The 24,775-nt window shown below is 39.6% G+C and carries 25 protein-coding genes and 1 other annotated feature; of the genes, 8 read left to right on the top strand and 17 right to left on the bottom strand.

From position 1 onward, the window contains the following. Positions 1 to 8: 8 nt before the first annotated feature. The 6 genes from glcU to moeA form a co-directional block, all read right to left on the bottom strand. The gene (gene glcU, locus MNO09_RS06195; RefSeq protein ID WP_000353539.1) at positions 9 to 866 is read right to left on the bottom strand and encodes a glucose uptake protein GlcU; all 858 of its coding nucleotides are present in this window, start codon (positions 864 to 866) and stop codon (positions 9 to 11) included. Positions 867 to 902: 36 nt separating this feature from the next. Further along, the gene (locus MNO09_RS06190; protein ID WP_000717673.1) at positions 903 to 1,322 is read right to left on the bottom strand and encodes a DUF3888 domain-containing protein; all 420 of its coding nucleotides are present in this window, start codon (positions 1,320 to 1,322) and stop codon (positions 903 to 905) included. Positions 1,323 to 1,415: 93 nt separating this feature from the next. After that, positions 1,416 to 1,649, bottom strand: a complete 234-nt coding sequence (gene moaD / locus MNO09_RS06185) for a molybdopterin converting factor subunit 1 (protein ID WP_000621775.1) — start codon at positions 1,647 to 1,649, stop codon at positions 1,416 to 1,418. A gap of 2 nt (positions 1,650 to 1,651) precedes the next feature. Continuing rightward, positions 1,652 to 2,116 (bottom strand): molybdopterin synthase catalytic subunit MoaE, encoded by a 465-nt coding sequence (gene moaE, locus MNO09_RS06180; RefSeq protein ID WP_000185929.1) that lies wholly within the window; start codon positions 2,114 to 2,116, stop codon positions 1,652 to 1,654. After that, a complete protein-coding gene (gene mobB / locus MNO09_RS06175; protein ID WP_000513641.1) occupies positions 2,113 to 2,628 on the bottom strand; it encodes a molybdopterin-guanine dinucleotide biosynthesis protein B in 516 nt (171 codons plus the stop codon). The genes moaE and mobB overlap by 4 nt, the downstream gene beginning before the upstream one ends. After that, entirely contained in the window at positions 2,598 to 3,887 is a 1,290-nt protein-coding gene (gene moeA, locus MNO09_RS06170; protein WP_000229687.1) for a molybdopterin molybdotransferase MoeA, read from the bottom strand. The genes mobB and moeA overlap by 31 nt, the downstream gene beginning before the upstream one ends. Before the next feature lie 83 nt (positions 3,888 to 3,970). Here moeA and moaC point away from each other — a divergent pair, with 83 nt between their 5' ends. After that, positions 3,971 to 4,456, top strand: a complete 486-nt coding sequence (gene moaC / locus MNO09_RS06165) for a cyclic pyranopterin monophosphate synthase MoaC (protein WP_000094144.1) — start codon at positions 3,971 to 3,973, stop codon at positions 4,454 to 4,456. A 37-nt stretch (positions 4,457 to 4,493) separates the two neighbouring features. Here the strand turns inward: moaC and MNO09_RS06160 are convergent, their stop codons facing one another. The 6 genes from MNO09_RS06160 to MNO09_RS06135 all read right to left on the bottom strand — a co-directional run bounded on the left by MNO09_RS06160 (position 4,494) and on the right by MNO09_RS06135 (position 10,796). Beyond that, entirely contained in the window at positions 4,494 to 5,507 is a 1,014-nt protein-coding gene (locus MNO09_RS06160; protein WP_001158093.1) for a molybdopterin-synthase adenylyltransferase MoeB, read from the bottom strand. Between the two features lie 12 nt (positions 5,508 to 5,519). Next, positions 5,520 to 6,533, bottom strand: a complete 1,014-nt coding sequence (moaA, locus tag MNO09_RS06155) for a GTP 3',8-cyclase MoaA (RefSeq protein WP_001157142.1) — start codon at positions 6,531 to 6,533, stop codon at positions 5,520 to 5,522. A 328-nt stretch (positions 6,534 to 6,861) separates the two neighbouring features. Beyond that, positions 6,862 to 9,726 (bottom strand): BclA-related collagen-like exosporium protein, encoded by a 2,865-nt coding sequence (locus MNO09_RS06150; protein WP_088107408.1) that lies wholly within the window; start codon positions 9,724 to 9,726, stop codon positions 6,862 to 6,864. 118 nt (positions 9,727 to 9,844) lie between these two features. Next, complete coding sequence (locus MNO09_RS06145) at positions 9,845 to 10,168, bottom strand: hypothetical protein (protein ID WP_001110861.1); 324 nt, start codon at positions 10,166 to 10,168, stop codon at positions 9,845 to 9,847. 20 nt (positions 10,169 to 10,188) lie between these two features. Beyond that, complete coding sequence (locus tag MNO09_RS06140) at positions 10,189 to 10,413, bottom strand: spore germination protein (protein ID WP_000512461.1); 225 nt, start codon at positions 10,411 to 10,413, stop codon at positions 10,189 to 10,191. 77 nt (positions 10,414 to 10,490) lie between these two features. Next, the gene (locus tag MNO09_RS06135) at positions 10,491 to 10,796 is read right to left on the bottom strand and encodes a rhodanese-like domain-containing protein (protein ID WP_000141210.1); all 306 of its coding nucleotides are present in this window, start codon (positions 10,794 to 10,796) and stop codon (positions 10,491 to 10,493) included. Between the two features lie 199 nt (positions 10,797 to 10,995). On the opposite strand from MNO09_RS06135, the gene MNO09_RS06130 reads away from it, so the two are divergent. Continuing rightward, positions 10,996 to 11,178 carry a hypothetical protein gene (locus MNO09_RS06130; RefSeq protein ID WP_000171896.1) on the top strand — a complete coding sequence of 61 codons (183 nt, stop codon included), beginning with the start codon at positions 10,996 to 10,998 and terminating at the stop codon, positions 11,176 to 11,178. Positions 11,179 to 11,227: 49 nt separating this feature from the next. Here MNO09_RS06130 and MNO09_RS06125 read toward each other — a convergent pair whose 3' ends face one another. Continuing rightward, the gene (locus tag MNO09_RS06125; RefSeq protein WP_001160995.1) at positions 11,228 to 12,352 is read right to left on the bottom strand and encodes a homoserine O-acetyltransferase family protein; all 1,125 of its coding nucleotides are present in this window, start codon (positions 12,350 to 12,352) and stop codon (positions 11,228 to 11,230) included. 152 nt (positions 12,353 to 12,504) lie between these two features. Here MNO09_RS06125 and MNO09_RS06120 point away from each other — a divergent pair, with 152 nt between their 5' ends. The 5 genes from MNO09_RS06120 (at position 12,505) to MNO09_RS06100 (ending at position 17,646) form a co-directional block, all read left to right on the top strand. Beyond that, positions 12,505 to 14,592, top strand: a complete 2,088-nt coding sequence (locus MNO09_RS06120) for a spore germination protein (RefSeq protein WP_081339433.1) — start codon at positions 12,505 to 12,507, stop codon at positions 14,590 to 14,592. A gap of 16 nt (positions 14,593 to 14,608) precedes the next feature. Next, positions 14,609 to 15,703 carry a spore germination protein gene (locus MNO09_RS06115; RefSeq protein WP_000084571.1) on the top strand — a complete coding sequence of 365 codons (1,095 nt, stop codon included), beginning with the start codon at positions 14,609 to 14,611 and terminating at the stop codon, positions 15,701 to 15,703. Further along, positions 15,679 to 16,758, top strand: a complete 1,080-nt coding sequence (locus tag MNO09_RS06110) for a Ger(x)C family spore germination protein (protein WP_000416066.1) — start codon at positions 15,679 to 15,681, stop codon at positions 16,756 to 16,758. The genes MNO09_RS06115 and MNO09_RS06110 overlap by 25 nt, the downstream gene beginning before the upstream one ends. Before the next feature lie 90 nt (positions 16,759 to 16,848). Continuing rightward, positions 16,849 to 17,034, top strand: a complete 186-nt coding sequence (locus tag MNO09_RS06105; RefSeq protein WP_000038782.1) for a hypothetical protein — start codon at positions 16,849 to 16,851, stop codon at positions 17,032 to 17,034. 189 nt (positions 17,035 to 17,223) lie between these two features. Beyond that, entirely contained in the window at positions 17,224 to 17,646 is a 423-nt protein-coding gene (locus tag MNO09_RS06100; protein WP_000180553.1) for a pyrophosphohydrolase domain-containing protein, read from the top strand. Positions 17,647 to 17,690: 44 nt separating this feature from the next. Here MNO09_RS06100 and MNO09_RS06095 read toward each other — a convergent pair whose 3' ends face one another. After that, positions 17,691 to 18,611: a hypothetical protein gene (locus MNO09_RS06095; protein ID WP_088107409.1), complete on the bottom strand. Its 921-nt coding sequence runs from the start codon at positions 18,609 to 18,611 to the stop codon at positions 17,691 to 17,693. A gap of 149 nt (positions 18,612 to 18,760) precedes the next feature. On the opposite strand from MNO09_RS06095, the gene MNO09_RS06090 reads away from it, so the two are divergent. Then, positions 18,761 to 19,189 carry a GNAT family N-acetyltransferase gene (locus MNO09_RS06090; RefSeq protein ID WP_000800322.1) on the top strand — a complete coding sequence of 143 codons (429 nt, stop codon included), beginning with the start codon at positions 18,761 to 18,763 and terminating at the stop codon, positions 19,187 to 19,189. A 27-nt stretch (positions 19,190 to 19,216) separates the two neighbouring features. Here the strand turns inward: MNO09_RS06090 and leuS are convergent, their stop codons facing one another. From leuS to MNO09_RS06075, 3 genes are all read right to left on the bottom strand, one after another. Beyond that, positions 19,217 to 21,625, bottom strand: coding sequence for a leucine--tRNA ligase (gene leuS / locus MNO09_RS06085; RefSeq protein ID WP_000009480.1), 2,409 nt, complete (start codon positions 21,623 to 21,625; stop codon positions 19,217 to 19,219). Between the two features lie 65 nt (positions 21,626 to 21,690). Continuing rightward, positions 21,691 to 21,910: a binding site (T-box leader), on the bottom strand. A gap of 188 nt (positions 21,911 to 22,098) precedes the next feature. Next, positions 22,099 to 23,292, bottom strand: coding sequence for an MDR family MFS transporter (locus tag MNO09_RS06080; RefSeq protein ID WP_088107410.1), 1,194 nt, complete (start codon positions 23,290 to 23,292; stop codon positions 22,099 to 22,101). Between the two features lie 258 nt (positions 23,293 to 23,550). Beyond that, positions 23,551 to 24,774 (bottom strand): cation:proton antiporter, encoded by a 1,224-nt coding sequence (locus MNO09_RS06075; protein WP_000380164.1) that lies wholly within the window; start codon positions 24,772 to 24,774, stop codon positions 23,551 to 23,553. Between the last annotated feature and the right edge of the window lies 1 nt (position 24,775).

Genomic DNA, 24,775 nt, shown 5'->3' with positions numbered 1-24,775 from the left:
TACCCCCTTTAACTTTTTGCAACACCTAACATTATTCCGGCTGCGATAATAAAAACGATACCGACGACAATACCCGTTAATTGGCGTTTCGTTTTTCTTTCACCCAATATAAGAATCCCGCCAAGCGTTGAAATAATAATTCCCATTTGTGATAGTGAAAAACTTGTTGCCACTCCAACACGCGGCTGCGAAATGAATAAAAACATATTACCAGCTGCCCAAATTAATCCTGGAATAATATTTCGTATTGCATATTTATTAAATGGATGATGTTTAAACGTAAGCAAAATGCCCCCTAACACCATACCAACTGCTTGTGGCAATAAAGCTGACCAACCATCTACGTTAAATAGTCTAATCACTACTACGTAAACTAAATAACCGACTGTTGAAATCAATAAAATGATAATGCCCCTTTTAAAGTTCCCTGCCTGCTCTGCACTCTTTTCTTCTTCACTTTGAAGTGATGTTAAAATAACACCGATAATAATACAAACGAGAGCCAAAACGCCAAGGACGACTGATATAGTCGTGGACCACTCATGAAATACGATGACTCCAAATAAAGTCGTCGCAACTAATTGCAATCCTGTTGAAATGGGCATCGTTCTCGAAACACCCATTAAATCAATACTTTTTAATTGATTTGCCTGACCAAGTGCCCAAAATAAACCTGACACAATTCCAACTCCGATAATAGTAGGAGTCAATACGGGCTTCATAAAAATATAAACAACAATTGAGAAAATAAGTGCACCAAACGTTGTACCGAGCGTTTGACTATACGGTCCTCCGCCCAGTTTCACGTTAAATAGCACAATACTTCCCCAAAATAGAGCCGGTAAAATCGCTAAAAGTATGTCCATCGCTCATTACCTTTCTTTACTAAATTTCATAGGTGATCACTCTGAATCATTAGAGTGATCTTTTATCTTTTCTTTTTCCCGTTCACAAACTTTTTCTGTAATAGCACCAGAAACATTCTTTTCTCGCTCCACCTTCTTTATTTTTACGTGATCTAAATGATCTTCCAAAATAAGTGTAACTTTATCATTCGGCGGATTATGTGCACCTTGGAACGTAAGAAATTGTAGCGTAATTTCAAATCTAGGAACGAACTCACCGTTCTTGCCGAGACGCTTTATATTTATAACGGAAGCACATTCATATTGATCTTCTGTCACTTGTCTAATAACTGAATAGTACCTATTTGATAATGCACTCTCTAACAGCTGCTCCCTCGATTCTTTCGCCAAAGAATCACTTGGGGAAGAGAAGAAGACCGAACATATCATTGTAATAACTACACATATTTTTTTCATAATACCCTCCTTGTTCTATAAATTAGTGTTCGCAAAACTGCCATAAAAAAACGACTTCCCCTGTGTAGGAAAGTCGTTTTAATAAATCCAATATTAACCACCGCTCACTGGTGGGATTAGTGCAACAACATCACCATCTCGGATCGTGTCATCTTCATTTGCGTATTCTTCATTAATCGCAACCATAGTTGATGCTGTCACTGGTACATTATATTCTTTAGCAACAACATCTTTTAACTCTGCAACCGTAATATTTTCTTTCTCTATTTGTAATTCACTTGTTCCTGCTTCTTCTTGCAAGTGCGCAAATAACAATACTCGAATCATACTTATAGCTCCTTCCCAGGCTCTCCCGCCGGATATGGTGTTTTTTCTAATTGATCACCAATCCATGAGTCTCCATCTTCCCAAAACTCCTTTTTCCAAATCGGAACAATTTGTTTTATGCGTTCCATAATGTATTCATTCGCCTCATAGGCTGCTTTACGGTGCGGCGTTGAAACAGCAACAACAACCGCGATATCAGAAATTTGCAGTGTACCGATGCGATGTGTAATCGCAACGTGTGTACCTGGCCACTTCTCTTTCACTTCTGAGCCAATTTTCTCTAGCATCTTTTCTGCCATCGTTTTATAAGCGACATATTCTAAGTATAATGTACGACGCCCTTTCGTAAACTCCCTAACCGTTCCAATAAATGTTGTAACAGCACCGCATTCGCGGCGAATAACCTTCTTCGCTACCTCTTCAATCGAGATTTCTGTATCAATTACTTCATAATACGTATTTGTCATTTCGTACTCCTTACCGTTTGTATAAACCAGTCTATATACAACTCTTCTTCTGTTATATGAAATACTTTATATTCTTCTCGTAAGTTTGCGGGAGCATCATGCCACGTAATAACGGCTACTATATTTTCTACTTTATGTAAAAGTTCAACGTCTTCCGCAGAACGAAGTAACACTACTTTCGGATAGCTCTCTTTTTTATAGCCCTCTATTAAAATTGTATCCACTTCAAAAAACTCATATAAGCGAATAATTTCTTGCAAGGACCATTCCTCTCTTAATGACGACAGTGAAAGTAATCCAGCGCCTTCTACACTACTGACAACAGCACCAGCCTTTCGGTGCCTTTCACTATCTTTTTGCGCTACTTCTGGAAAACCTCCGTGCCCGTGATGCTTAATTGTAGCAACTTTCATTTTTCGTTCAGCTAATGCGTACACAATTTTCTCAACGAGCGTTGTTTTTCCGCTATTTTGATACCCTACTATTTGTAAGATTGAAGGGGCTTTGCCCATGGCCACTCACATCCCTCGGCGTGCTCTAACAACAATACAGATACTTTCATCCCTGCTTCAAATCCTCTCGTTCCTCCAGGCAACACAATAAAAGCATTCGCTTCGGCAAGTGAAGAGACCGCACTCGATTTATCTAAGCCGACCGGCATCGTTTGTAATGCTCCGTCCACGATTGTCACCTTTGCTCTTACAAAGCGAGTAAACGGATTTGGCTTCGGAAAATCCGCTTGCAAAATAGCATCTGCTCTATATACGTGGGGTTCTTTCGCATACAAATATGTTTTTATAACCGGATGCACAAATAGCTCAAAACCTACGTAGCAAGCTGACGGATTTCCTGATAAACCGAAAAGTAACTTTCCATCAACTTCAGCTACTGTCGTTACACTTCCTGGTCTCATCGCTATTTTATTAAAGAGTACATTCGCCTGTAGTCTTTCATAAATAGCTGGCAAGTAGTCATAATCTCCTACCGACACACCGCCTGTCGTAATTAAAATATCAACCTCATCCATCGCCGATTGAACAGCTGCAAAACATGCATCTAACTCGTCGGCAAGTTGGCCATAATAACGAACTTTCCCTCCGGCTTTCATAATTTGAGCTGCAATCATATACGAGTTACTATTTCTAATTTTCCCCGGCTGTAACGACTCGTGTACTTCTAACAATTCACTTCCTGTCGTCACAATACCAACAACAGGCTGTTTTACAACTTTCACAGTACTATATCCAAACGTCGCTAATAAGGCGGCAACACCTGGATTGATTGCAACGCCTTTCTTAACGAGAACTTGATTTCGTTTTATATCTTCGCCTTTAAATGACACATTGTCACCACTATTAAAAGGACGCTTTACCTTCATATATGTTTTTCCGTTCTTCTCAAAACCTTCCGTCAGCTCTAGCATTACGACTGCATTACACCCCTCTGGAATAGCTGCTCCCGTCATAATACGAACCGCTTTAAAAGGCCCTACTTCATCTAAAAAAACAAATCCCGCCCCGATTTCCCCTATTACTTCAAATTCAACTGAATTCTCTTGATTCGCTTCTTTCGTATCTTCTGCTCGAATTGCGAAACCATCGTAAGGAGAACGATCAAAATGAGGAACGTCATGATCAGAGACAACATCCTCCCCAAGAATTCTCCCGTAACTTTCCGTAATAGAAACCTCTTCTACTTCACCATTCTTCGCATATTCCATTACTCTCTCTACTGCCTCAGCAACTTGAATTGGAATTCGTTTTTCTACCATCGTTTCTCACCTCATATTTGCAATTTTTTTTATCTCGATTAAACTTTATATATTAAATAGAAATTACTTCAAGGAGGAATTCCATGTCTTCATTCACACACTTTAATGACCAAGGACGCGCGAAGATGGTTGATATAAGTGACAAAAAAGCAACCGTTCGAACAGCAATTGCGTGCTCTAGCATTGTCGTTACAAAAGAAATTTACGATAAAATCTCTCACAATGAAATTGGGAAAGGTGACGTACTAGCAGTTGCACAAATCGCAGGTATTATGGCTGCGAAACGCACTTCTGATATTATCCCAATGTGCCATCCTTTATTATTAAAAGGTGTTGACGTTTCTTTCGATTGGAAACAATCCGAAGAACAATATCGATTACTTATTGAAGTAAAAGTTAAAACAGAAGGTAGCACCGGTGTTGAAATGGAAGCTTTAACAGCTGCTTCCGCTACAGCTCTTACTGTGTACGATATGTGCAAAGCTGTTGATAAAGGTATGATTATTGGCGAAACGTACTTATTTGAAAAAACAGGTGGAAAAAGTGGAGATTATACGAGAAAGTCTTAATCTTCTCTCCGTTGAACCTAAAGGGCTTCCTTTAGGTTCAACCTATATATCTTGCATATAAACGTTTTGCTACATTTATATCATTCGTCCCATGAATAAAGGCCCTGCCATCTGTAAATAAAACAAAACGAAATTCCTCTATCGGAAATGATAATAAATACGGAGTAGCTTTTACATCCACACTTCTTTGTAAGCGCTTTTTAATTTCTTCTAAATTAAATTCATTCCGCACACCTGGACGGATTTGTACTGTATTTCGGCCACATAACACTTCTGTTTTCGTTTGTGCTTCAAATGTTAAACTCGGATATGTACGTAATCTTCCACAAGATAAACATGTGTCTTTTTTCTGCCTATTCACTTTAAATGCCATCTGTTGATTATTCCAAAGATCAAACGATAACATCGTTTCGCGAAGCGCCCCATAGTCTTCTACTAATATTTTCAGCGCTTCCGTTATTTGATGTGCAACTACTAATTGCACGGCCGGCTGTATAATACCCGCCGTATCACATGTTGCCCCGCTCGCTGGATGTTCCATTAAACAGCGGAAACACGGTGTTTTTCCTGGTAAAATTGTATACGTTACTCCGTAGCTTCCGACACAACCACCATATATCCACGGAATATTATACTTTTGTGAAACATCATTAATAAGAAGACGCGTTTCAAAATTATCTGTCGCATCTAATATTAAATCTACATCATTCACTAGCTCTTCCATTTCTTGCACTGTTACATCAGTCACAACCTGATTTATTTTCACCTCAGAATTAATCGCTTGTAAATGCTCTGCCGCTGCTACCGCCTTTGGTTTGTATTGCTTTGCATCTTCTTCTGTATATAATTGTTGTCTTTGTAAATTACTCCATTCTACATAATCACGATCCGCAATTGTTATTTTGCCAACACCTGCTCTAACAATTGCTTCTGCATTCGCTGCACCGAGAGCACCAGCGCCGATAATAAGCACATGCTTCTCTCTAATTTTTCTCTGTCCTTCTTCTCCAACACCAGAAAATAATATTTGTCTTGAATATCGCTCCTGCATACGATAGCCCCCTTATCCTCCTATATAAGACATTTCAATTTTCGGACGATTCTTTGCACTTTCTTCTGTCCGTTCATCCGAATACCTGTCTTTTCTATTCATCCATACATTTTGTATAACGCTTACTAACTCATCATCTGAAAGATTTCCTCTAAGAAGTTCCCTTACATCCAATCCTTCTGTCGCAAATAAGCAAGTATAAAACTTTCCATCTGCCGAAATTCTTGCTCTCGTACAAGAGGAACAAAATGACTCTGAAACGGAAGTAATAAAACCGACTTCGACATTTGTTCCAACGTAACGATATCGCTTCGCAACTTCACCGAAATAATGCGCTTCAGCTAGCTCAAGTGGATACACGCTATGAATCATCTCAATTAACTCTCGCTTTGTAACGACTTGATCAAAGTTCCATCCATTTGTACTACCAACATCCATAAACTCAATAAACCTAAGTGTGATTCCTTGCTCTTTAAAATAAGTAGCCATCGGAAGTACTTGATGGTCATTCATCCCTTTTTTCACAACCATATTTACCTTTACATCAAGCCCGGCCTCTTTTGCAGCCATAATTCCCTTTATAACAGGTTTCGTATTGATATTCCGGCCATTAATGTCCTTAAATACATCGTCATCTATTGCATCCAAACTAACATTTACTCTATGTAATCCAGCTTCTTTTAATGCTTTTGCTTGTTTCGTTAAATGAATTGCATTCGTCGTTAACCCTATATCTACTAACCCTTCAATTTTCACGAGACGTGCAATAAGTTTTGTTAAATCTTTACGCAGCAGTGGCTCGCCACCAGTAAGTCTAATTTTTCGTACACCGATGCTAACAAATAGTTTTGCCAAACGTTCAATTTCATCAAACGTCAGTAAAAACTCATCTTTCAAAAAAGCATAATCTGGCCCAAAAACTTCCGCTGGCATACAATATGTACATCTAAAATTGCAACGATCAATGACAGATATACGCAAATCTTGAAGTGGGCGTCCAAAAAAATCTGTAACCATCTCCTGCATCGCCACCCTCCCTTTCTGCCAAATTTCTCTCTTTTCATTCTATTATAATATATTTTCGAACTGCGATGTTTTTGCTCAAGTGAATAAAGTGAAACTTTCCTAACCAATTAGACTACCTACAAATAACGAGATAAAGTGAAACTTTAATCAGTGGGGGTTTTGTTCATCCCCCACTGATTATTAGCCTTCACCAATCGGGCTTTTACCGGCAGTTGATCCCCCACCTAACTTCTTTGCTTCCGCTGAATTTTGAGGTGGTGGGCTTACTGCCCGGCAAATAGCGGGATAAAAAACCTTGAAGCATAAAAGCCCCAAGGTTTTCTTCTTATTAACTTAATCTAATAATAGTTAAAGTAGCTCCTGGTGTTGTCGTAGATAATGTAGCTATTGCAAGTAATCCAAATAACTGCAGACTAATAGCAGCTCCAGCAGGCAAATTAGCAATGATTGTCGCATTAAACGAACCTGTAGCTACTGCTGGTGAATTAACGGTTCCTGCAAGTTGAACCCCATTTACAGTTATACGTGAACTTACGAGTAAAGCTGCCGTTATATTAATTGTATAAGCTATATAATAATTCCCTGCATTCGCAACTGTGAATACAGTATTCGTACCATTAACAGTGATTCCTGGTCCAATATTTTGATTGTTCGGTAACGGTACATTCGTACCACCTAATAAAACGGAAATAGCGGTTCCTGATGTATTATTCGCAAATGCATACGTTGCAGTTGTACTAACTCCGGTCACACCCGTTGCCCCAGTGGCCCCGGTTGCTCCAGCTCCAGTTGGGCCTGTTGGACCTTGGATTCCTTGCGAACCGGTTGGACCCGTGTCCCCTGTTGGGCCTTGTAAACCTGTTACCCCCGTTGGACCTTGGATTCCTTGGGGGCCTTGAATTCCTTGGGGGCCTGTCGCTCCGGTTGCTCCTGTGGATCCCGTCAGGCCTTGTGGACCTTGAATTCCTTGTGGACCTTGTGCTCCGATTGCCCCAGTGGCCCCTGTTGGGCCTTGTGGACCTTGCAATCCTTGCACACCTTGTGGACCGGTTGGACCTATGTCGCCTTGTACACCTTGAATTCCTGTTGGGCCTTGCGGACCGGTCGGACCCTGCACTCCCTGTATCCCTTGAATTCCCTGTGGACCTTGTGGTCCGGTTGCTCCTGTCACACCTTGGATTCCTTGGGGGCCTTGATCTCCTTGAATTCCTTGTGGACCGGTTGGACCTTGGATTCCTTGCAATCCTTGAATTCCTTGGGGACCTTGATCTCCTGTTGCTCCCGTTACTCCTTGTATCCCTTGGGGACCTTGAACACCTTGCGGACCGGTTGGACCTATTTCTCCTTGTACACCTTGAATTCCTTGGGGTCCCTGTAAGCCCGTCACACCAGTTGCTCCTGTTTCTCCTGTCGCTCCTGTCACTCCAGTTGAGCCTGTCGCCCCGGTATCTCCAGTTGCTCCAGTCACACCGGTTGCTCCTGTCGGTCCAGGTGGTCCACCGGATGGACCTGTCACTCCAGTCGGACCTGATGGCCCCGTTGGACCACTCGGTCCTGCTGGTCCTCCAGAAGGACCAGTTACACCTGTTGGACCAGTTACTCCAGTTGGGCCTGTAGCTCCTTCCCCTGTAGCACCAGTTACGCCCGTATCTCCTGTTGCTCCCGTCGGACCTTGAATTCCCTGTATTCCTTGTGGACCTTGCACTCCTTGAACACCCGTTGCCCCTTGAATTCCTTGTACTCCTTGAACTCCTTGTGGTCCCATCGGACCTGTTGGGCCAATCGCTCCTTGAGCACCTTGAACACCTTGCGGGCCCTCTGGACCTGTTGCACCTATATTCCCTTGTACACCTTGAATTCCAGTTGCTCCTTGCGCTCCTGTTGCTCCTGTTACACCTTGAATCCCTTGTATTCCCTGTATTCCTTGTGGGCCTTCTGGACCTGTCGCTCCTACTGGCCCTTGAATTCCTTGGATTCCTTGTGGGCCCTCTGGACCTGTTGCTCCAACTGGTCCTGGCACCCCTTGTATTCCTTGCGGACCCTGAAGTCCTTCTGGCCCTTCCGGACCTGTTGGTCCTATCTCACCCATAGGACCTTGTATCCCTTGAACTCCTTGTGGTCCCGTTGCTCCTGATGGACCCGGTACTCCTTGAATTCCTTGTGGACCTTGATCTCCGGTTGCTCCTGTTACACCTTGAGGCCCTATAGCCCCCTGTATACCTTGCGGACCTTGATCACCAGTTGCTCCTGTTATCCCTTGAATTCCCTGAACACCTTGGATTCCTTGTGAACCAGTTACTCCCGTCGGACCCGGAATACCTTGAATACCTTGCGGACCTTCTGGACCTGTTGGTCCAATTGGCCCTTGAACCCCTTGTATTCCTTGCAATCCCTGTGCTCCTGTTTCTCCTGTACTTCCACTCGGTCCGGTCAGTCCTGTATTTCCCGTTACTCCAGTTACACCTGTACTTCCTGTTACCCCTGTATTTCCCGTTGCTCCCGTCGCACCTGTACTTCCACTCGGTCCACCTCCTGGACCTGTCGCACCAGTTGCCCCCGTCGGACCTGGTGGACCTCCAGATGGACCCGTTATCCCTGTTGGACCTGTTATTCCAGTTGGGCCTGTAACCCCTTGACCAGTTGCTCCTGTTGTCCCCGCACTTCCACTCGGTCCTTGTGGGCCTTGTATCCCTTGAGGTCCTTGTATACCTTGTGAACCAGTTGCTCCTGGTACCCCTTGAACTCCTTGCATTCCTTGAGGTCCCTCAGGTCCAGTAGCCCCAATCGGACCTTGTAACCCTTGTATCCCCTGTATACCTTGTGCCCCAGTCGCTCCGGTTGGACCAATCGGACCTTGTAACCCTTGCACTCCTTCTGGTCCTGTCGCTCCTGTAGCGCCCTGTGGTCCCCTCAATCCTTGCGGCCCCTGCTGTCCTTCTGGTCCCGTTGCACCTATTGGTCCAACTGGTCCTTGTATCCCTTGCACACCTTGAGGTCCTGTGGGACCCATCTCTCCCATTGGACCTTGTAATCCTCTTGGTCCTTGTGGGCCTGTTGGACCTTGGGGACCTGTTGGGCCAGTAATCCCAATGCCAGTAAATCCCGTTGGAACGGGTGGAAAGGTAGGCCCAATAAGATTTGGTGAAATTCTGAAATTAGAGTTTAATGAATGTTTTTTATCGCGCTCTCTCACACTTTCACCACCTGCACACCATCTTTTTTATATTAAACAAACCTCTTCTTAATATGTATTTACAAAAACAAACTCAAAGACTATTTTTATTTGAAATAATAAAAACTCCCTTAAATCCTTAAGGGAGTCCAGCAGTTGAATCCAAATTATCTGTATTTGGGACGGCTTGTGCTATACCCGATACATTTGTACCTTGCCCCATATTTGTTCCTGTTACAGTACCAGCAGGAGTTCCTCGTGTATATGTTGTCGTCACAGAATCACCTGGCTGTAAGCAAAGCTTCGTCTCCGTCCCTATTACTGTAACAACATCAATCCAAGTACATCCCATTGAGCCACTATACGATTTCGTAGCAGTAAAGGACGTATCACTCAAATTATCACCAGTAAATATATTCCCAGTGTTATTCACAATAACAAATTCTTTTATATGAGCAGGCATAATTACACTCTACCTTTCCTCTATGAACCTAATGTACGTGTACTCGTTGCTAATGGCGGGAGAAATACTGATGTTCGAATCACCGCTTCTGGCTGCCTTTTCCCATTTAAAAAAATAGCCGCACTCGATCCTCCAGCACCTGCATATATTTTTGCTACAGCTAAAGGTGAGATATCATAACAGTCACCAACATTAACAGCCCCTGTATTATTAATAATTTTTACTTTCCGCAAGTTAATCCCCATTTACCTATCCCCCTTTTGTACACTGTATGCAAAAGAAAAAAACTTGAAACAAACACGTTTCAAGTTTTTTAAACTACTTATTTCGTTTCACCTTCATATTGAAGCATACCGCCAACCATGTTCATTGTTTTAAATCCTTGCTCATTTAAATAATGACATACATTTTCACTGCGCATTCCCGAACGACAAATAAAGATATATTCATTCTCTTTATCAAAGAAATCTACTTTATTTGGGATATCGCCCATTTTAATATGTACAGCTTCTGGAATTTTCCCTGCTGCTACTTCTTCATCTTCCCTTACATCTACTAAAAATAACGTTTCTCCATTTTCTAAACGCTCTTGCACTTCTTCTGTAGTAATTGTTTTAACTTCTGTCATATGTCGTTCCTCCTTATATACAATAAAACCTTTAGTCTCTTCCTTAAACAACCATGTCTAATCAATTTTAGCATGCGAAAGAAAGAACGCAAAGAATGGAAAATTTATTTCTCAATTTCCCCGCAAAACTTATTCTTTACAAACATAACTCGTGCATTGTATCCTCAATATACTTGTTTTATGAAAGGAGCCAATGAAAATGACACTTTTTCTTTTCATTACGGGCATCATTTTCTTAATCGCCGCAATTATTGCACTTAGTATGAAAAATAATAAAAAGATAAAATCACCACAAGAAATGTCATTCTTATTTCTATTACTTAGTATCGCGTTCTTCGGTATAGCAATTGCCACATATATTTTCCGTCTACAAATCATGTAAAAAAAGGTGCCTACTACATACATTGCACCTTTTTCACATCATTTATTTTCTACACAAAGCTAGATACTTTCCGGTTTAAAAATTCATAAACTTTCTTTTCAAATAAATGAATATCAAATGCTCCCGCCATATGCCCATTTATACTTTCTATCTCATACACTTCCGCATACTTCCCTTGTTTTTGCAAAATGTCTACCATTTTATAATTATAACGTGACGGCTGAAGCAAATCTTGTTTGCACGGAATCATAAGTACATTTGCTTCTATGTTAGACAGTGCCTCTTCTAAAGACGAAAATCCATGCGCAATATCATGTAATAAAACTGCTTTCGCAGTGTATATCCACGAATTTGCATCTACTAACTCTATACTTCTATATGTCACTTTATTTATTTCTTTCTCAAATGATGTTAATATCGAAAACTTTTCATAAGGTTCTACTTCTATACTATTACGAGGGAATGTTGTTTCATAAAAATGCTCATCAAATGCGTTCATAAACATCATTCTATTTGCTAAATGAAGTCCCTTCATTGGCTGCTCTTCTCCATATTTTCCGCCCTTCCAACTTGGATCCAGTTGAATAGCCTCAATTGCATTTTGTGCTACATTTACCGACGTAATAATTGGATTTTGCGGGTTCGTAATAACACCAATCATCCGCTCTACCATATGAGGATAATGAACAGCCCATTGCTGCGCAATCATCCCGCCAGCTGACGGTCCCATTACAGCGTGTAGCCTTGCGATTCCCATATCTTTTATTAACTCATATTGCATACGAGCTACATCGAGAAATGTAAAAACTGGAAAATCCATAGCATATTCTTCCCCAGTTTCTGCATTAATCGATTTCGGTCCTGTTGTAATCACATATGGATTTTTCACCTGCACATTACAAAGATTATCAGTGCATATAACAAAATATTTATTTGTATCAATTGCTTTTCCTGGCCCAATTAAACCATCCCACCAACCAGACTCCTCATCATGTGCTGTATATTTCCCTGCCGCGTGACTCGTTGCACTAAAATAATGGCATACCAAAATCGCATTTGACCTTTCTCTATTTAAAGTACCATACGTCTCATACCCCATTTGAACAGGAATTCCCCTACCATTTTCAAACATAAACTCTCTTAAAACAAACTTTTCCTTTTTTACAAATTGCACAGACTCGCCCTCTTCCCGTCATAGTATGAACTGCTTCCTAAAGGATTTTTTCTATACAAACCAATCTCCTCCTTCTTTTCATAAATAAATGAATAATATACAAAATTAGCCACAAAATAGCACTATATTACACAATCAAAGAGGGAATACATATGATTTGGAATTGGCTACGTAAGAAAAAAAAATCAAATACGACAGAGAAAAACGAAACAGATAATTCAGGGCAACAGCCTAACAACAATCAAGAGGATGATAACAAAGAACAGACTAGAAGTATGAAACATAATAAAGATAGCAATGACGAGCAAAAAAAAGAAAAAAACAAGGATTCGGCTCAAGATAAACAGCAATACTCTAAGCAAAACGACTCAGATGAGAATCAACAACAAAATTCTAAACAAGACAACTCGGATCAGAATCAACAACAACACTCTAAACAAAACGACTCGAATCAAAATCAACAACAACATTCTAAACAAAACGACTCGAATCAGAATCAACAACAACACTCTAAGCAAAACGACTCGAATCAGAATCAACAACAACACTCTAAACAAAACAACTCGAATCAGAATCAACAACAACATTCTAAACAAAACGACTCGAATCAGAATCAACAACAACACTCTAAACAAAACGACTCGAATCAGAATCAGCAACAAAATTCTAAACAAGGTAACTCGAATCAGAATCAACAACAAAATTCTAAACAAGGTAACTCGGATCAAGATCAGCAGCAAAGCTCTGGAAATAATAGTATTTATGATTTTACGAAACCAGAAAAAGACCGTATTCATTCTCTACAAGATTTAATAGGGAAGCTCAAAAAGTCTAGTGATTTTGTTAATTATCACACATCTGATGATGAAACGATGCCTTATTGGATTTCTTACTATCGTCCTTCACTTGATGGAGAGAAATTACAGAAATATTTAATGCCTATTCTGTTAGAACGACCTTGTACTTCATTAGAAGAGCTAAAAGAACATATTCCGATGAGTGGTATTACAATTACGAATGACTTACAAAAAATTGAGGACATGGTTTTAAAGGGACATGCGATTATTCAATTGAATCAGCAAGATCAAAAGTGTATGCTTGCAAACATTGCAATTGATACTTACCGGGCACCAAGCCCTCCATTAAATGAATCAACAGTTATCGGTCCACAAGAAGGCTTTGTAGAAGCTATTGATACGAATATTAATTTAGTACGAAAACGCCTTCCTGTTTTAGATTTACAAACAAAAGAAATGATTGTCGGCGAATTTTCCAAAACGAAAGTTGTCATGATGTATTTAGACAACCTCGCTGAAAAAGATAATGTAGATTTTCTCGAGGAGTCATTACGTGCTCTTGAATATGATCAAATTAATGATAGTGCTTATATACAAGAATTAATGGGTGAAAAGTCGATTTTCCCTCTCTATATCAATACAGAACGTACTGATAGAGTTACAAAAGCACTAATTGATGGAAAAATCGCTATTTTTGTGGATGGTTCTCCAAGTGTTCTACTAACACCTGTATCCTATTTTGATTTTTTCATTTCACCAGAAGACTATAACGTCTCTTGGCTATACGCTACATTTTCACGCATTTTACGTCTTATCGCTGTTCTATTTTCGATCTGTGCTACACCGTTATACGTTGCAGTTTTAAATTATCATTATGAGCTCATTCCAAGTGATTTACTTGAAACTTTGATTTTATCAAGGGCACAAGTACCATTCCCACCTTTAATTGAGGCACTCTTTTTAGAACTTGCAATCGACTTACTGAGAGAAGCTGGCGCGAGGTTGCCGATGAAAGTTGGTCAAACGCTCGGTATTGTAGGCGGTATCGTAATCGGACAGGCATCTGTACAAGCTGGTTTAACGAGTAACATTTTATTAATTATCGTTGCATTATCAGCACTCGCTTCCTTTATTACACCTATTTATAAAATGGGTAATGCCGTTCGATTACTACGTTTCCCATTTCTAGCATTCGCAGAAATAGGAGGACTCTTCGGCATCTCTCTTGGATTTATCTTTTTATTTACCCATCTATTTAGACTTACTTCTTTACGTAAGCCGTACGCTTTGTTTTATCCGACAAGACAACAATCCGTTAAAGATTCTTGGATTCGTTTCCCATTAACAATGATCGATACAAGAGATGTACAAGCAAGACCACAACATGTAAAAAAAGCAGCGAAAGGAATTTCAACAAAACATAGATCGGATTTTGATGATTAAGGAATGAGGTGCATTGATGAGTCAAGTTCAAGAAAAATATCAAATATCTCCTGTCTTTGTTTTCTTCTTAATTCACAGTGCACAGTTTGGTGCTGGTGTTCTCGGGTTCGCTCGAATTATTGCAAAAGCTGCTGGATACGACGGCTGGATGGGGGTTCTCCTCACAGGGATCATTATTCATATTATCATCTGGATGATGTATTATTCATTAAAAACTGTAGAAGGAAACTTAATTGATTTACACAAACAACTTTTTGGAAAATGGATCGGAAATGGTATTAATATCATTTTTATGGCTTATTTTTTCATTGTAAGCATTTCTGTTGTTAGAACATATGTCGAAATTATTCAAGTATGGATGTTTCCTAGTGCATCCACCTGGATGCTCACATTCTTTTTATGTTTAATAAGTTATTACATTATTTCATCAGGCTTCCGTGTCATTGCAGGAATTTGTGTTATTTCTGTTGGTGGAACCTTAGGTTATCTTTTTCTAAGTCTTTTCATTTTGAAATTCTCACATTGGGATAATTTACTTCCAATATTTTCACATTCTTTTACAGATATTTTGAAAGCAGCTCAACTATCTATTTATAGTATGACAGGATTTGAAATTTTCCTTATGATTTATCCATTTGTTAAAGAGCCAGAGAAATCCCATAAATTTGCGCAATATGGGGCATTATTTTCCAATATTTTATATTTATTTAGTACCATTCTCGCTTTTACATTCTTTAGCGAAAAACAATTACTCAAAACTATTTGGTCTCAGCTGTCCATGACACAAGTTATTAAGCTTCCTTTTATAGAGCGACTTGAGTATATCGCTATTTCCGGTTATGCTCTCGTTATTATTACCAGCTTTATCCTACCTTTATGGGCTGCAACTAGAGGAACGCATGAAATCTTTCGTGTGAAGCAACGAGGTATTTTGATCGCATTTATGCTTATCACTTTAGTTGTTTCACAACTTTTAACGAACAGGCATGATATTAATGATTTTATTAGCAATGTATCTAAAGTTAGTTTTTGGCTTATATATGTATACATCCCAATTCTATTTATTATTGTGTGGGTGAAAAGAAAATGGAAAAAACCAAAAGAAAATTAATAATTCTTGCTTGCATCAGTATCTTCAGTCTAACTGGTTGCTTACAAAAAAATATTATTGATGACGTTCAGCTCATTCAAGGAACTGCCTTCGATACAGCAAAAGATAATAAAGTAAAAGTTACATTCGTTTGCCCCATACAAAAAAAGGGAAATAAAGTTCAAGTCTATGAAGGAACAGGAAACGCAGTAAAACAAGTAAAGGCAGATACCTCTTTAGAATCTTCGCAACCGTTCGCAAGCGGTCAAATGCGTGTTGCCTTATTCACAACAAAGATTGCTAAAAAAGGATTATCAACTTCCTTTGATACATTGATTCGTGATGTGAATATTGGTAACTCACTGTATGTTGGACTATTAGAAGGCAGTGGTACTGAACTATTTAAAGGAAAATATAGTACCTCTTACAATGTTGCGATTTATATAAAAAAAATGTTAGAACATAATATGGACACTGGGCCTTTGCCAACTGACAATTTATATTTAGGCGCCTTCAGGTACTACCGTGAAGGACAAGATTCCTATATGCCTATCCTAAAAAAACATGGAGATAAAATAAAGATTACTGGTATCGGTCTCTTGAAAAAGGATAAGTTAGTCGGCACAATTAAGTACCACGATATGTTTGTTTTCAAAGGACTGCTAGAAAAGCACCGTCTAGATTCACATGAATTTAAAACCAATCCTGGCTATGCAATGATTAATAACATCCGTTCCGTTCCTACCTACGAAGTAACTATAAAAAATGGAAAACCTTCTTTCTATATTCATGTAAAAATGGAAGCTCGTATTCAAGAATTATCTCGAAAATTCAACTTAGAAAATAAAAAGAACACGCAAAAAATAGCGAAAGCGGTTGAGAAACAGTTAGATGCAAAAGCTACAAAACTAATTAAACAGTTTAAATCCTTAAATGTTGACCCTCTTGGACTTGGAGCAAAATATAGACAACATTATCGTCCATTTAAATTAGAAGAGTGGCGAAAAATGTACAAAGATGTGCCAATTAAAGTAAAATACACCGTTAATATTACAAATTCTGGTGTAATCGAATGAGAAATGATTGAACTCCTCTCTCCAGCATGATACAACGGATAGAGGAGTTTTTATTTTAGATAGAGAGAGAAGATATTTATGGGGGAGCTTATGTCTAAAAAATTAGTAAAGCCTATTTTAAATGGTATTTTATTTCTCGGCGTCTTTTTATTTGCTCATACATACTTAAAAAATGTTTCCTTCACACGTTATTTACTTGTCGTTATACCAATGTTGCTCGTTGGTATGTTTGGCATCGACCTTATTTTATCCATTTTAATAAAAGAAGAAAAATAACGAGCAGGGCCGTCCCAAAAGTATTGCGGGATGGCTTTCTTTTTTTAACAGGTTTTGTCATTAAGTCGATATAATCTTTCACTATCGCTATCTTAACTAAAAGATGAAACTTTTGAACAGTCCCTTTTCATTTCATAATCACCCTATGTTACAATGAGATTCGGACAAAGTGAGAAAGGATGAAACAACATGACAAACGAAAAAGGTTTAGATAAAGGATACGAACTTGTTGCGAAAATGCATGAAGTATTCGGGCATCCTGTGACAAATACACCAACAAAACTAGCAGAAGAGCGCACAAAAATTCGTGCTAGCTTTATGCAAGAAGAGCTAGAAGAATTTCTAGAAGCAACGACTGTTGAAGATCAATACGATGCACTTATTGACCTTATTTACTTTGCATTCGGAACGTTTGCAGAAATGGGCGTACGTCCAGATAAAGGATTCGAAATTGTAAATAACGCAAACATGGCAAAATTATTCCCTGATGGGAAACCTCGATTCCGCGAAGGCGATGGCAAAATTCTAAAACCAGAAGGCTGGCAAGCACCAGAGCCACAACTTCGTGCTGAAATCGAACGTCAGCGCCAAGAAGCTGAAAAAAACTGCTAGGATTTCCTAGCAGTTTTTTATTATGTCTTTTTTTATGCAATTCATTAATGACCCACGTGTCCCGCGTGTCCTGCTGCTCCACTAATGCTAGCTGCTCCTGCCGCTGCCCCTGCTGCCCCTGCTGCCCCTGCTCCAATTCCACCTGCCCAAGGAGAAGATTGTTGCTGTTGTTGATATTGCTGATATTGTTGGTGTTGCTGGTGTTGTTGCCCCTGCTGACCATGGTGGCTCTGTTGACCTTGTTGGCCTTGATGGTGATGATGACCATGGTGGCCGTGTTGGCCTTGGTGGTGATGATGACCATGGTGACCGTGCTGGCCTTGATGCGTTTGATAAAGAACAGCTTGCGGATGAATGTGGTGTTGACCGTGGTGATGTACTTGTTGTTGGTGATGACCATGGTGGCCGTGTTGGCCTTGGTGGTGATGATGACCATGATGACCTTGTTGGCCTTGGTGATGATGACCATGGTGACCGTGCTGGCCTTGATGGTGGTGATGACCTTGATGACCTTGGTGATGATGGTGTACATGATGGCCATGTTGTCCCTGGTGATGATGATGTACATGATGACCGTGAACACCTTGCGGATACCCACCTATTCCTCCAGCTACAACACCTACTCCCGGTACCGGAAATCCTGTCTGTACTCCTCCAATGAAAGAAGGAAATGTAGTTGGTGCTCCTACTGGAATTCCTGTCTGTACGCCAGCTACTGATGTTGGAAATCCTCCTGTTACTGTAGGCATTCCAGCCCCTGATGTCGAAAACCCTCCCATTAATGTAGGCATTCCAGTTTGCATGCCAGCTACCGATGTTGGAAATCCTCCTGCTGCTCCACCCATCCAGCTCGGAATTCCACCGTACCCTTGTTGGTCAGCTCCTCCCATTAACATCATTTGTTCATAACTACCCGATCCACCTCCGAAGAAGCCATGTGGTGCATTATTGTCCATCCCTTTCATTCCTTTCACCTCTTCTACTCAATTTAGCCTACCTTTTTTATCATATTTCCTATAGAAGAATAGGTGTTTGTCTTTATTGGAATTCCGCTCCTTTTTCTTCATTCATGATAAAATTAATTAACTGAATATTTTTCTAGGAGGTGTTTCTATTGAAAAACGTAACAAAGGCTTCTATCAATGATTTAGATGCAATCTTACATATTGATATTGATGTAATCGGAGACGATAGTAGACGAGATTATATTAAACACACTATTGATAAGGGCAGATGCATCATTGTAAAAGAAAACAATTCTATTTTGGGTTTTCTAACATATGATACAAATTTTTTTGGTTGTACTTTCCTCTCATTAATCATTGTTTCGCCAGCCAAAAGAAGGCGAGGCTATGCAAGCTCGCTAATCTCATATATGTTAAGTCATTCTCCTACTCAAAAAATCTTTTCTTCAACGAACAAATCGAATAAAAGTATGCAGAAAGTATTTAACGCGAACGGTTTTATACGCAGTGGAATGATTGAAAACTTAGATGAAGGTGATCCTGAGATTATTTTTCACACAAAAAAGCTCAGAGTATAAATACTCTGAGCTTTTATTTAGAATGAATTAGTTTGCAACAACGTTAACAAGTTTTCCAGGAACTACAATTACTTTACGAACTGTTTTTCCTTCGATTTGGTCTTGAATTGCTTCAAGTGCAAGTTGTTCCATTTCTTCTTTTGATGCGTCTTTACTCATTGTTAGTTTTGCGCGAACTTTGCCCATAACTTGAACAACGATTTCAACTTCATCTTCTACAAGTTTAGACTCATCAAATGTTGGCCAGCTTGCATATGTGATCGTTTCATTGTAACCAAGTTTGCTCCATAGTTCTTCCCCGATGTGAGGTGCAACTGGTGCAATCATTTTTACGAAACCTTCTACATATTCTTTTGGAAGTGTTTCAGCTTTGTATGCATCGTTGATGAATACCATCATTTGAGAAATCGCTGTGTTGAAGCGAAGCTCTGCATAGTCTTCTGTTACTTTCTTCACTGTTTGGTGGTAAGCTTTTTCAAGCTCTTTATTTGGTGCATCAGTAATTTTCTCACTTAATTCACCGTTATCTTGAATGAATAGGCGCCATACACGGTCTAGGAAACGACGAGCTCCATCAAGACCATTTTCAGACCAAGCGATTGAAGCATCTAATGGTCCCATGAACATTTCATATAGACGAAGTGTATCTGCACCGTGGCTTGCTACGATATCATCAGGGTTTACAACGTTACCTTTTGATTTACTCATTTTCTCGTTGTTTTCACCTAGAATCATACCTTGGTTGAATAATTGTTGGAACGGCTCTTTCGTTGGAACTACACCGATATCATATAATACTTTATGCCAGAAACGAGCATATAGTAAGTGAAGTACAGCGTGCTCTGCTCCGCCGATATAAATATCAACTGGAAGCCATTGTTTTACTTTTTCAGGATCTACAAGTGCTTCGCTATTGTTTGGATCGATGTAACGTAGGTAATACCAGCAGCTACCAGCCCATTGTGGCATTGTATTCGTTTCACGACGACCTTTTTTACCAGTTTCAGGATCAACAACGTTTACCCACTCTTCAATGTTAGCAAGTGGTGATTCACCTGTACCTGAAGGACGGATGTTTTCTGTTTTCGGAAGAACTAATGGTAATTCTTCTTCTTTCACAGCTGTCATTGTGCCATCTTCCCAATGGATTACTGGAATTGGCTCACCCCAGTAACGTTGACGGCTAAATAACCAGTCACGTAGACGGTACGTTACTTTTTGATTTCCTGCGCTTGTTACTTCAAGCCACTCGATCATTTTTGCGATTGCTTCTTCTTTATTTAAACCATCAAGGAATGCTGAGTTTACGTGTGCACCATCACCTGTGTACACTTCTTTCGTAATATCTCCGCCTTTTACAACTTCCTTCATTGGAAGATTGAATACTGATGCGAATTCATAGTCACGCTCATCGTGAGCTGGAACTGCCATTACAGCACCTGTTCCGTAAGTTGCAAGAACATAATCAGCAATCCAGATTGGTAATTTCTCACCATTTACTGGGTTAACTGCGTAAGCACCAGTGAATACACCAGTTTTCTCTTTCGCAAGTTCTGTACGCTCTAAATCGCTCTTCATTTTAACAGAGTTAATGTAAGCTTCTACAGCTTCTTTTTGATCTGCTGTTGTAATTTCTGCAACAAGTGCATGTTCCGGAGCAAGTACACAATATGTTGCACCAAATAGTGTATCAGGACGCGTTGTGAAAACTGTGAATTTCTCGTCTGTACCATCGATGTTGAAGTGTACTTCTGCACCTTCAGAACGACCAATCCAGTTACGTTGCATATCTTTTAAGCTTTCTGGCCAATCAAGCTCATCTAGATCTTCTAATAGACGATCTCCATAAGCTGTAATTTTTAACATCCACTGTCTCATCGGACGACGCTCAACTGGATGTCCACCGCGCTCACTCTTACCGTCAATGATTTCTTCATTTGCAAGTACTGTACCAAGTGCTGGGCACCAGTTTACAGGTACTTCATCAACGTAAGCTAAGCCTTTTTCAAATAGTTTTAGGAAGATCCATTGTGTCCACTTGTAGTAGTTTGGATCTGTTGTATTTACTTCACGATCCCAATCGTAAGAGAAGCCTAATGCTTTAATTTGATTACGGAACGTATTAATATTAAGCTCTGTAAATTCTGCCGGGCTGTTTCCAGTATCAAGTGCATATTGCTCTGCTGGAAGACCAAATGCATCCCATCCCATTGGATGAAGAACGTTATATCCTTGCATACGCTTCATACGAGATAAAATATCTGTCGCTGTATAACCTTCTGGATGTCCTACGTGTAGACCTGCACCTGATGGATATGGGAACATATCTAGTGCATAAAATTTTGGTTTTTCTGTCTCATCTGGCGTACGGAATGTTTTATTCTCTTCCCAGTACCCTTGCCACTTTTTCTCAATATTTTGATGATTAAAGCTCATGAGATACCCTCCTTGAAATTCTATTTATTTTCACCGCCCAAAATACAAAAAACCTCTCATCCCTAGAAAGGGACGAGAGGTTATAGATTCCCGCGGTACCACCCTAAATTAATGTACAAATATACATTCGCTTAGATCCGTAACGTGGATTAACGGCAATTGCTACTGTTAGTTTCACAACTGCAACTCAAAGGCGAGTTCATAACGAAACGTGGATTGACTTGCACCGACCGTCAACTCTCTAAACCAGCTTCTATTACTACTACTCCTTCTCACTGTTATTACAAATATAAGTTAATGTGAACTACCCACCACTTCGTATCTCTAAAGAGCTTACTTAAAGCTAAGGCTTCTCGGTTAATCGTTACTCTTACTAACTAACGAATTCGTCTTAGGACAGCCGAGCTATCTCCCTTGTTCAAAAGGTTGTTTTATTTAAATATATTCTAAAACATGTTACATGTTCCGTCAAACTAAACTGCAATTTTTTCTTCAACTGTTTCTTCTACTTTTACTCGTTTATCATACATGCTCGTTGCAATAATCGCTACTACAAGCATTACCATGATTGCTATAAACAATACTTCCATATTGTATAAATCAACAATTGCTCCGCCAACAACCGGTCCGAACATTTTCCCTACAGTCGCTGCGCTATTTACAACCCCTTGATAAAACCCTAACTTATCTTTTGGTGCAAGTATATTTGCAATGGTCGGAACTGCTGGCCATACGAATAACTCACCGATTGTTAACGTCACCATCGCAACGAGGAACATCGTAAATTGCTGCGCTTGACTTAACACAATAAATGACGCCGCAAAAATGACGATTCCTATCATAATTTGTTGTTTTAAAGAACGCTTCATCCAGCGAATTAACATACTAACAAGTGGCTGCGCACAAACAATCATCGCTCCGTTTATCGTCCATAATAAACTATAATGGCGGAGGCTAATATCTAATTCCCGCATATGAGTCGCAATCGCCCCTTGCCACTGTACATATGTAACCCAGCATAAAGCATATGCTACACATATGATAAGAAGTGCTTTGAATCCTGGTGTAAGTGTCCAGCCTTTTTTCGTTTCGACTTCTTTTTGCACTCCTGGCTCTTTCTTGTCTTCCATACCACGGAATCCAATAAAAGCAATTAAGAAGAAAACAAAGTACAAAACAAAATTGGCTAAGAAAATATAATCAAAACGGTAAGATGCAACTAAACCACCGCACGCTGTTCCGATCGCAATACCAACGTTTTGCCCAACATACATCGCATTAAATGCTCGTCTTCCGCCCTCTGGCCAAACCGTACCGACCATCGCATACATCGATGGGAAGACCATTCCAGAACCAAAGCCGATTAATGCTAACCACACAACATATAACGGCCAACCGTGGAAGAACACAAGACCTAAAATCGATACGAGTGTAATGACAATCCCTACTAAAGTTGATTTGTAACCGCCCCATTTATCAAACAAAACACCGCCGAGCAAGTTTCCGATTACACCAGTAAGCGAGTTGATCATTAATACCATTCCGGCCACAGATAAAGATTTTCCTAGGTGATCATGCAAATAAATTGTATTAAAAGGCCATAAAAAAGAAGCACCCGTGACATTAATAATCATCCCAGCTACTAATAGCCATACTTTCCTTGGCATAGTCTCCCCTCCTATTCTATTTTTTCGTTCATCTATAACAGTAAAATTGTAGTCGTTTTTAAATAGGAAGGCAACTGATTAATAGTTGATGAAATTCAGATAATGGTTTTTCGGTAAATGAAATTATATGGATTGCTACTTAAAAATATATCAGCGATTTTCTAATTATATCGACTTACCGACGAAAAACGACATCAACAACAATATATAAAAAAAAGGGAGACTGCATGAAATTCATGCAGTCTCCCTTTTTTTATACTATCCAACTTCTTTTTCTCGCTTCGCACGTTCTTTCGCACTCCATTTAAATATTTTATCTAGTAGAGAGTATATTCTCCCAGACTCCTTCGTTAATAACGGTCCTAACGATGCTAATATTAAAACGTACAGTGCAGAGAACGGTTTAATCGTTGCCATTAAACCACCCGCGATGCCGATATTGGCTACAATAATGGAGAACTCTCCGCGTGATACGAGGGTTAAACCGATATTCGTAGAAGCCTTATGCGATAACCCGGCTTTACGTCCCGCCATCATTCCAGCTGTAAAATTACCGATGAGCGTAATGAAAACTGCTCCTAATGCCAACCACACTGCTCCTCCAAGTGAAAACGGATCTATACTTAAACCGAAACTGAAAAAGAATATGGCTCCAAAGAAGTCACGAAATGGAACGACGAGATGCTCAATCCGATCACTATGCTCTGTTTCAGAAAAGACGAGTCCTAACAATAATGCTCCAATTGCCTCAGCAACATGAATCGTTTCTGAAAATCCTGCTACAAAGAATAAAATAGCGAATATTACGATAATAAAAATTTCGTTTGACGAAATATCTAATACTTTATTTAAAAACGGCGTAGCTTTTCTAGCGATTACAAAGAATAGTAGCATATACCCTACCGCGATTAACACCGATGTAAGAGCACCTACAAATGATGTTGCACCACCGAGTACTAACCCTGAAACGACTGATAAATATACAGCTAAAAAGATATCATCAAACATAATGATTCCTAATATTAATTCAGTCTCTTTATTACCAGATCTTCTTAAATCAACAATTACTTTTGCAACAATTGCACTCGATGAAATTGTAATGATTCCAGCAATAATTAATGTTTCTAATAAGGGGAATCCCATAACATATCCATAAAGTAAACCTAATATGAAATTAAGCGATATATGAACACTACCCCCAAAAGCAATCGACTTTCCTGATTTAATTAATTTTTTTATTGAGAATTCTAAACCTAAGTAGAATAAGAGGAATATGACGCCAACACGGCCGAGGAAGGAAATAACTTCTCCGCTTTCAATAAACCTTAAATCGATAAGTCCTAAATCTGGGGCATGAGGCCCCACTAACATACCGAGTATAATGAGAAACGGAATAATCGAGAACTTTAACTTCGCAGCGAGGATAGCTGCAAAAGCTACTAATACTAACGCAGTTCCAACTTCAAAGATTAAAGTATCCATC

Origin of the sequence: Bacillus sp. N5-665 (genome assembly GCF_022637375.2) — a bacterium.
Taxonomy (GTDB): Bacteria; Bacillota; Bacilli; order Bacillales; family Bacillaceae_G; genus Bacillus_A; species Bacillus_A wiedmannii.
This window is presented reverse-complemented; position numbering and strand designations above follow the sequence as displayed.